Annotated in this window: 5 protein-coding genes; 2 read left to right on the forward strand and 3 right to left on the reverse strand. The window is 71.9% G+C overall.

From position 1 onward, the window contains the following. The first annotated feature begins 79 nt into the window (after positions 1–79). Positions 80–2,116, forward strand: a complete 2,037-nt coding sequence (locus GFD30_RS12130; RefSeq protein WP_322633182.1) for a beta-galactosidase — start codon at positions 80–82, stop codon at positions 2,114–2,116. Positions 2,117–2,205: 89 nt separating this feature from the next. On the opposite strand, the gene GFD30_RS12135 is transcribed toward GFD30_RS12130, so the two are convergent. Together GFD30_RS12135 and GFD30_RS12140 are read right to left on the reverse strand one after the other, a co-directional pair. Continuing rightward, the gene (locus tag GFD30_RS12135) at positions 2,206–2,772 is read right to left on the reverse strand and encodes a hypothetical protein (protein ID WP_153025458.1); all 567 of its coding nucleotides are present in this window, start codon (positions 2,770–2,772) and stop codon (positions 2,206–2,208) included. Between the two features lie 405 nt (positions 2,773–3,177). Continuing rightward, a complete protein-coding gene (locus tag GFD30_RS12140; protein WP_153025459.1) occupies positions 3,178–4,407 on the reverse strand; it encodes an MFS transporter in 1,230 nt (409 codons plus the stop codon). 64 nt (positions 4,408–4,471) lie between these two features. Here GFD30_RS12140 and GFD30_RS12145 point away from each other — a divergent pair, with 64 nt between their 5' ends. Beyond that, the gene (locus GFD30_RS12145; RefSeq protein WP_322633183.1) at positions 4,472–5,452 is read left to right on the forward strand and encodes an ArsR/SmtB family transcription factor; all 981 of its coding nucleotides are present in this window, start codon (positions 4,472–4,474) and stop codon (positions 5,450–5,452) included. Positions 5,453–5,595: 143 nt separating this feature from the next. Here GFD30_RS12145 and GFD30_RS12150 read toward each other — a convergent pair whose 3' ends face one another. After that, positions 5,596–8,913, reverse strand: a complete 3,318-nt coding sequence (locus GFD30_RS12150; protein WP_456071415.1) for a discoidin domain-containing protein — start codon at positions 8,911–8,913, stop codon at positions 5,596–5,598. Between the last annotated feature and the right edge of the window lie 507 nt (positions 8,914–9,420).

Raw genomic sequence — 9,420 nt, forward strand, 5'->3', positions numbered from 1 at the left:
CAGTCCGGCCCGCCGCGACCTAGCCTGCACAGGCAACGTTGTACCGGTAAAGCAGACCAGGCTCAAGGAGCACCCACCCGTGAATCGACCGATCGTCCGCCACGCCCCCATCGTCGGACGCGTCCCCCACCTGCTGCACGGCGGCGACTACAACCCCGACCAGTGGCTCGCCTCGAAGGAGACCACCTGGAAGGAGGACATGCGCCTCGCCCGCCTCGCCGGGATCAACACCCTATCCGTCGGCATCTTCGCCTGGGCCGCACTCGAACCCGAGGAAGGCCGCTACGAGTTCGGCTGGCTCGACGAGATCCTGGACCTCATGGCCGAGAACGGCGTCACCGCCGTCCTCGCCACCCCGACCGGCGCCCGCCCCGGCTGGATGAGCCGCGCGTACCCCGAGGTCCTGCGCGTCAACAAGGACCGCACCAGGAACCGCCACGGCGGCCGCCACAACCACTGCCTCACCTCGCCGGTCTACCGCGAGAAGACCACCGCGATCAACACCGCGCTCGCCGAGCGCTACAAGGACCACCCCGCCCTCGGCGTGTGGCACCTGTCGAACGAGTACGGCGGCGAATGCCACTGCGACCTGTGCCAGGAGCGCTTCCGCACCTACCTCCAGGGCCGCTTCGGCTCGCTCGACGAGCTGAACGAAGCCTGGTGGACCGCGTTCTGGGCCAAGACCTACACCGACTGGTCCCACATCGAGTCCCCCTCCGACCACGGGCGCGGCGAGCAGGACATCCACGGCCTCCACCTGGAGTGGATGCGCTTCACCACCGAGCAGTTCGTCGACTTCTACCTCCACGAGACCGCCCCGCTCAAGGCGATCACGCCGGACGTCCCGTGCACGACCAACCTCATGGGCACCTACCCGGGCATCGACTACTTCCGCCTCGCGCAGGTCCTCGACGTCGTCTCCTGGGACTCCTACCCCGAGTGGACCGGCACGGAGAAGGACGCCGCCCGCGGCGCCCGCGCCTCCTTCCTCCACGACCTGACGCGCAGCCTCAAGGGCCGGCCGTTCATGCTCATGGAGTCCTCGCCGTCGGCCACGAACTGGCGCCCGGTCGCCAAGCTCCACCGCCCCGGCGTCCACCTGCTCCAGTCGCTCCAGGCCGTCGCGCACGGGTCGGACAGCGTGCAGTACTTCCAGTTCCGCAAGGGCCGCGGCGGATCCGAGAAGTTCCACGGCGCCGTCGTCGACCACGAGGGCACCGAGCGCACCCGCGTCTTCAAGGACGTGGCCGAGGTCGGCGAGCGCCTCGCGGCCCTCGACGGCGTCGTCGGCACCGACACCCCCGCCGAGGCCGCCGTCGTCTACGACTGGCACCTCCGCTGGGCCCTGGACGACCAGAAGGGGATGCTCCAGGAGCGGACCGCCTACGAGCGGACGGTCGTCGAGCACTACCGCGCGTTCTGGGAGCAGGGCGTCCCCACCGACGTCATCGACTCCTCGCTCATCGCCGAGCCCGGCTACCTCGACCGCTACAAGGTCCTGGCCGCGCCGATGCTCTACATGCTCCGGCCCGGCGTCGCCGAGGCGATCGACGCGTTCGTCCAGCGCGGCGGCACCTTCGTCGCCACCTACGCCACCGGCTATGTGGACGAGCACGACCGCACCTTCCTCGGCGGCTTCCCCGGGCCGCTCCGCGAGACGCTCGGGATCTGGGCCGAGGAGATCGACGCGCTCTACCCCGAGGACCGCAACGCGATCGAATGGGACGGCCGGTCGTACGAGGCCCTCGAGCTGTGCGAGCTGATCCACGCCGAGTCCGCCGAGGCCCTCGGCGCGTACGGCGCGGACTTCTACGCCGGCCGCCCGGCCCTGACGGTGAACCGCCGCGGCGAGGGCAGGGCGTACTTCATCGCCGCCCGCACCGGAGCGGACTTCCTCGCCGACTTCTACGGCGGGGTCGTCGCCGAATCCGGTGTCGAGCGCGCGCTCGACACGGACCTCCCGGTCGGGGTCACCGCCCAGGTCCGCACCGACGGCGCGACGGACTATGTGTTCGTGCTCAACTTCAACCCGGCTCCGGTCCGCGTCGAGGCCGGCGGCGAGGTCCTCGACCTCGCTCCCTTCGGCACCGCCGTCGTGGAGCGCGCGCGGGTGTAGCCGCTGACGGCACCGCCCCCGGAGACCGCGCGTTGCGGCCTCCGGGGGCGCTCGTACCGGTCGCGTGCGGCCGCATGCACGACACCGCGTCAAGAGGACGGCATGACGCCGAGCGCGCCGAGCACCCACGGGGCCGCGCTCAGGATCAGGACGAGCATCACCGGGGCGCCGACGGCTCCGACGACCACGGGCGCGCGCCCGGGCCGGTACCGGCGCCAATGGGAGACCGCCACCAGCCCGAACCCGGTCGCCCCCAGCACGAAGAACAGCACGTACGCGACGCTCGCGGCGGTGACCTCGTCGGACCCGGTCACGACGAGCACGGTTCCCTCCACCACCCCCGCCGCGGCGTAGACGCCGAGCATGGCGAACGCGCCGAACGCCAGTGTCGAGGTCCAGGCGGGCCGGATCAGCCGCGGCCGGTCGGCGACCGCGAGGAGCTCCACGGCCGCGCCGAGCAGCTTCAGGACGACCACGAGCACGTTCATGACGAGCAGGCCCTGGGCGTAGTCGGCGTACTTCCCGTCCGAGAAGTGCCCGGTGGCCTCGAACCAGACGTTGACGACGGCGAAGCCGACGCACCACAGCGCCATGATCGAGCCCACCGCGACGATGCGCCTGTCCGTTCGCCGGGGCGGTGTTGCGGTGATGACCATGGTCGAAGCCTCCTCCCGGCGGCGCCCGGCGGTCTCCCTCCCGCGGGGGAACCGGCTCCCCCGCGAGCGTGAGCCGCCGCTTCGCCGTCGCCGGTGGGCTTGACCCGCTGCCCACGGCCGAGGACAGGACCCCGAGCGCCTCCGCCGCGCGGCTTGCGCCGCGGAAACATCGCATCTTGCCGCCTCGATCGCAGGTCGGGCCCATCCCGGGCGCGGGCGGTAGACGATCGCGATCGGATCCCCTGCCGCGCAGCGGTTCAAGGCGCCTCGGAAGGGCCCGACCTGCGATCCCCTTGACCCGTGCCGACGCTAGAAGCGGCCCGCACGGATCCCGCACGATTACCGCACAGCGGACCCGGCCGCGACTCGACCGCCCCGGCGACGAGCGGCGGCCGCAGGCGATCTTCAGCGGAGACTTCGGCGGGCGGCGAAGAGGATCACCCACTGGGAGGCCATCCCCGCTGCCGCCGCCCACATCGCCGTGCGCGGCGACGCCACCTCGCCGACCAGGCCCGAGACGGCGGCCCCGGCCGCGACGGCGCCCATGAGCACGAACCGGAAGACCGCGTTCATGCGCCCGAGCAGCTCGTCGGGAGTGGCCTGCTGGCGCAGACTCACCCCCACGACGTTGGCGGTGCCGACCGCCGCGCAGACCAGCGCCCACGCCAGACCGACCACCCAGATCCCCGGCCCCGGGCCGACCAGCGGCAGGCTCAGCGCCAGTGGCGCGGCCGCCGCGCCGACCGCCCACAATGCCCGACCGGTGCCGAGCCGGTCGCGCAGGTGCCGTGCCACCGCGGCCCCCGCGAAGGACCCGGCCCCGCCCGCGCCCAATAGGACGCCCAGACCCGCGGCCGGCAGATCCGCGCCGACCCACACCACCGGGAGCATCGCCAGGAACATCGCGATCGAGCAGTTGTTGACCGCACCTGAGGCCGCCATCGCCCGCAGCGCCCGGTGCCGCCACACGAACCCGATCCCGGCGCGGACCTCGGCGGCTATCGAGGCGCGCGGCCCGGACGGTGCTTCACGGGAGCGGATGCGGCGCACGAACAGCGCCGAGCAGACGTAGCCGAACGCGTCCACCGCCACGGCCAGCGGCGCCCCCAGCAGCGCCACCAGGAACCCCGCCGCGCTTCGCCCGCCGACGCCCAGCCCCGAGTCGAGCGCGACGAGCCGGGCGTTGGCCCCGGTGAGGCGCTCGCGGTCGACGATCGACGGCAGCAGCGACTGCTGGGAGACGTCGAAGGCGACCGTGCCGACCCCGGCGAGAAACACCACCAGGTACAACTGCCACATGGTCAGCGCCCCGAGCGCCCACGCCGATGGCACGCTCGCCATCAGGACCGCTCGGACGAGATCGGCCGCGACCATGATCCGCCGCTTGCGGACCCGGTCGATCCAGGCCCCGGCCGGGAGCCCGAACACCAGGGCCGCGGCCGTCGCCAGCGAAGCCAGCAATCCCACCTCGCCCGGGGAGGCGCCGAGTTCCTCCACGGCCGCCAGCGGCAGGGCCACGTACGAGATGTGGGCGCCGAGCTTGGCGGCGGCGCCGCCGATGAACAGGTTCCGGAGGTCGCGGTTCTCGCCCAAGCGGTCGGAGCCGGGCGCGCGCTCGAATGTCACTGAGGTCATCCGGCGACCTTCCGCCGCCCCCGCCCGGCGCGGCAACGGATTCGGCTCCGGCTAAATTCGAGCGGTGATCGAGCTGGGTCTGTCGGTCGCCGACCTCGCGGCCACCCGTTTCGCGCTCTCGCCCCTGTGGGAGGTGACCGCGAGCATCCGCGTCCTCAAGTCGCCCGCCGAGCACACCCTGCACCGCCGCTGGGCGAAGGCCGCCGGGCCGCGCCTGCGCGGCAGGGACCTGCGGCTCCTGTTCGATCTCGTCCCGGTCCCGACCAGGGGACTCCCCGCCTTCCTCGCCCCGCCCCCGTCGACGTCCACTCCGGACCTGGCCCTCGAGCTCGCCGCCATGCGGACGACCGGGCACGACGAGGTGCGCGCGGGCCTCGGCATGATCCCCCGGACCCCGGCGATCGAGGACTTCGCCGCGGACCTCGACGCCGGGCTCCCCCGACTGGAGACCGCGATCGCCGACTACTGGGAGGCGGCACTCGCGCCGTGGTGGCCGCGCATCCGGGCGCTCTGCGAACGGGACCTGCTGTACCGCTCCAGGCTTCTGGCCGAGGGCGGCGCGAAGCGCCTGTTCGCGGACCTGCACCCGCAGATCCGCTGGGACCCTTCGGGCACCCTGCGCATCGACAACCGGCAATGGGAGATCGCCGAAGCGCTCGGCGGGCGCGGCCTGCTGCTGGTGCCCACCGTGTTCGGCGGCGAGCGGATCTTCTCGGTCGTCGCCCAGCCGTGGACGCCGACCGTCCGGTACCCGCCGCGCGGCCTCGCGACACTGTGGAGCGGCGAGGCGCCCGCCGCCCCGGCCGCGCTCGACGGCGTCCTCGGACCCACCCGCGCCGCGCTGCTGGCGGCGCTGGCGGAACCGGCGAGCACCACCAGCCTGGCCGAACGCACCGGCCTGAGCGCCGGCGCGGTCTCGCAGCAGCTCGGCCTCCTGCACCGCGCGGGCCTGGTCTCCCGCCACCGCACCGGCAGACTGGTCCTGTACGCGCGCACACTGACCGCCGAGGCGCTCCTCGAAGCGCCGGAATCGGCCGCGCCGTAGCAGCGGGCGCACACCCCGAGGAGTGCGCGCCCGCGTTCATACAGCGAATCCCGCGCCGGCCGCCGCCTAGTGCACGACGACCGGGCCGGAGCAGCGGTCCCGCGGTCCCCGACCGCGTGAGACCGCCGCCCCTGGGAACCGGTCTACTGGTTGATGATCAGTTCGAACGTGCTCGTGTTGTTCCGGATGTCCTCGTGGTTGCCGCTGAGCTCGAGGCCGTTGAAGACCGCTTCGCCGACGGCCGGGCCCTGGCCGTTCTCGGGCATCTCGTTGACCCAGATGCCGATGCCGGACTTCGACTCGAACTCGTCGCCGCTCAACCGCGCGCCCGTGATCGTCACGTCGGTGAAGACCGTGTCCGCGACCGGGAACTCCGGCTGGCCGCCGGTGTACTTGGTCTGGAACATGATCCCCGAGTACGTCGGGTCCACAATGTCCACATTCGAGACCCGGATCCCCTGGAACACCTTGTCAGCCGAGAAGATCCAGATCCCCGGGAACGTCTGCGCTCCCCAGAAGTGCCCGCCGGACCTGACGACCGAGATGTTCTGGAAGTCCGTGGTCGGGCTGGCCCCGAACCCGTCCATCGGGATCCCGAAGTCCAAAGAGCTGATCGTGATGCCCGAGTACACCAGCGTGTCGGCGATGTGGATGTCCCGGAACGTGTTCCCGTGCCCGCCGTAGACGGCGAGCCCGGCAGCCCGCCACGTCAGGATCGAGGTCAGGTTCTCGTACACGTTCCCGGTCTGGGCCCCGCCGCCGGCGTCGGTGGCGGCGAACAGCGCGAAGCTGTCGTCGCCGGACGCGCGGGACTCCACGTTCTGCACCAGGTTGCCGGTGCTGCCGTTGGTCATGTTGATCGCGTCCGCGAACAGGTTCCGCGCCCGCGAGTCGGTGATCCGGATCCCGTCCATGTTGGAGCCCCAGAACATGCAGACCTGGTGCTCGGTCCACGTGTTGTCGATCGTCATGTTCGACACGTTCTGCCAGTCGAAGACCTTCCCGGGCCCGTCGATGCGCGTGGTGTAGTTCCCGAAGTACGCGAACCCCGAGAACACGGAGCCGTTGGCCGTGGCCTCGGCGCGGAAGCCGACGTCGGTGTTCTCCTGGTTCTGCGGCGCGTAGAACCGGGTGTACCAGGGGCCGGCGCCGATGATCTCGACCGCCTTGCCGTACACCTGGAACTTCTGCGCGGTCGAGTAGTCGCCCGCGGGCAGGTACACGCCGTCGAGGGTCCCGGTCGCGTCCATGCGCACCTCGTCGAGGGCGTTCTGGACGTCCTGGTGCGTGAACCCGTCGGGCTCGACGTACCGGGACGGGTCCGGGTTCGCGATCGGCGCGACCTCTTCGAGGCTGATGAAGTCGATCGCGTAGTAGGCCGCGGTGTTCGCCGCGTCCTTCTGCAGCCGGATCGTGCTCCCCGCGGGGACCACCTCGTCGAGCAGGACGTTCGCCTCGTCGTAGATGTGGCGGGCCGGGCCGGAGCCCGGCTGGTTGTTCGGGCTCGCCTCCTGGCCGTAGAGCCACGCGTACTTCGAGGTGAGTTCGACCGGCTGCACGAACTGCCCGTTCACGTACAGGTTCAGCGTCGAGGTGATGCCGCCGCCGCCCGCCGCGTCCGGAATCGCGAACCGGGTCACCAGGGTGTTCGTGTCGGTCGTGGTCGTGAACTGCACGTACTCGCCGGTCCCGTCGAGGACCACGGCCTGCCGGCCGCTGGCCTCGCCCGCGAGGTCGCCGATCTCCCGGTTCGGGCCGAGGATCCGCGCGCCGCCGCCGGGCGACGCGTGCTCGGCTTCGTCCAGCGTGTACGGCATGTCCGCGCCGCGCCCGACCGAGAGGGTCCGCGTGGTGGCGTTGTTGCCCTGCTTGACCGCGTGCTCGTTGCCGTCCACGGCGACCTCGACGTCCACGGTGTACTGTCCGTCGGCCGCGGTCCACGACCCGAGGTCGATCGGCCCGGTGTCCCCGCCGGCGGCGATGACGCCGTCGTAGGAGCCGGTGAGGGTCCGCACGACGGCGCCGGTCTCGCTGTCGGCGAGGGTCAGGGTGACGCCGTGCGCGCCGCTCGCCGACGCGAGGCTGCCCTGGTTGGCGATCACGACCGCGAAGTCGACGGCGTCGCCGGCGGACGGACTGCTCGGCGACCACGTGACCGCCGCGGCGACGAGGTCCGATGTGGCGATCGCGCCGACCGCGAGGGGATCCGCGTGCGTGTACTCGTTGTTCGACTCGTCGCTCTCGACGACCGTCCCGTCCGGGTCGACCGCCGCGCCGACCTCGTGGTCGCCCGCGGTGAGCGACCCGATCGGGACGCTCACGGTCTGCGCGGCCCCGGCGGCCAGGCCGCCGACGCTCGCGCTGCCGACCACGTCGCCGTCGACGGAGAGCGCCACCGCACTGGCGGGGGAGGCGGCCTCGCCGGTGTTCTCGACGCGGGCCGAGAGGGTCACCTCGTCGGTCTCGACCGGTGAGGCCGGGCTCCACGAGAGGCCGGTGACCTCCAGGTCGGGCGCGGGGGCGGCCTCGCCGAACACCTGGAACTCGGCCACCTGACCGTTCGGCGCGCCCGTGTTCCCGGTGAACTGCAGGCGGATCTCGCCGTACGTCCCCGTGACCGGGACCGTGACCGAGTTCCCGGAGGCCGGATCGAAGGCGTACGCCGCCGACGCCTTGATCTCGGCGAAGGCGCCTCCGCCCGCGTCGCGTGCGAGCACGCTGAACGTCTGCGTCCGCGCGCTCCAGACCGGGTCGGGGTTGAGTCTGACGACGATCCGGTCGAGTTCGGCGTTCGCGCCGAGCGAGACGGTGAGGGTGCTCGGGTAGGCCCCGTTCGCGCCCTCCCAGTACGTGGTCACGTCGCCGTCGTTGGCGTTCGCGGCCGCATAGGTGTGCACGGTGGACGACGCGGCGATCGGTTTTCCGGCAGCGAGTTCGCCGGTCTGCGACGGCGCGCCGGCCTCGCCGTAGACCTCGAACTCCGCGACCTGGGCCGCTGGCCAGCCGGTGTTGCCGCTGAACACCAGCCGCACGAAACGGGCTTCGGCCTCGCCCACCGCGATGGTGACGGTGTTGCCGCGGTTCGGATCGAAGGTGTACCCCTGCGAGGCGGCGAGCGTGGTGAAGGACGACCCGTCCGCGCTGCCGCGCACTTCGAGCGTCTGGGTCCGGGTCTGCCAGGCCGGGAGCGGAGGCAGTTCGAGGACCACCTCGCCCACGTCGGCCGCGGCGCCCAGGTCGACCTGGATCCACTGCGGGAAGGCGCCGTTGGCGCTCTCCCAGTAGGTGCCCTGGTCGCCGTCGGCCGCATTGGCGGCCGTGTACCCCTGCACATGGCTGCTGGCGGTCATCGACCTGCCCGCCGCCAGGTTGGTGCCGTCCGCCGCTTGCGCTGCGGCGGCCGGCCCGAGCGCTGCCGCCGCGGCGGCGACCGCAGTCGCCGCCGCGATGGCGAGGCGCATGAATCTCATGATGGCTCCTTTTCGCGGACGCTTTCGATCCACTGCCGGCAGTTGTCGCGCACCATGCAGTAGATCGACGAGCGTCGATCTCATTGGAACTTCGGAGGTATGAAGAGGCTGGGTGAGATAGGTTTAGCGCTATACCTAATGGGAGATTCTAATCCCGCGAAATTACGCTTGTCAATACATCGCTCCTCTATGCCGCAGTCCGGTCCTCATGGGAGCGATCGGCAAAATCGGGTCGCCCGAACGAAAGCCCGAGCACGGCAAAGGCCGGGGCCCGGATCCGCCTGCACGGTGGCGGATCCGGGCCCCGGCCCGGTCTCGATGGCGCCCTAAGCGAACGGGTCGTCGTCCTCGTCCTCCGGGCCGCCGCCCCACGTGTCCTCGTCCTCGACGATCCAGTACTTCTTCTCGTGGTCCTGGTCGTCGCCGGGCCCGCGGCCACCCGGCGCGCCGCCGGGGATCACGCCGCCGGCCGCGCCGCCGGCGCCCGCCAGGCGACCT

The organism is Glycomyces albidus (genome assembly GCF_009451885.1).
In the GTDB taxonomy this organism is placed as follows: Bacteria; Actinomycetota; Actinomycetes; order Mycobacteriales; family Micromonosporaceae; genus Glycomyces; species Glycomyces albidus.

Excerpts from the sequence above, each read along its gene's own strand:
- GFD30_RS12140 (WP_153025459.1), bottom strand. The coding sequence starts at position 4,407 with ATGACCTCAGTGACATTCGAGCGCGCGCCCGGCTCCGACCGCTTGGGC.
- GFD30_RS12150 (WP_456071415.1), bottom strand. The coding sequence starts at position 8,913 with ATGCGCCTCGCCATCGCGGCGGCGACTGCGGTCGCCGCCGCGGCGGCA.
- GFD30_RS12135 (WP_153025458.1), bottom strand. The coding sequence starts at position 2,772 with ATGGTCATCACCGCAACACCGCCCCGGCGAACGGACAGGCGCATCGTC.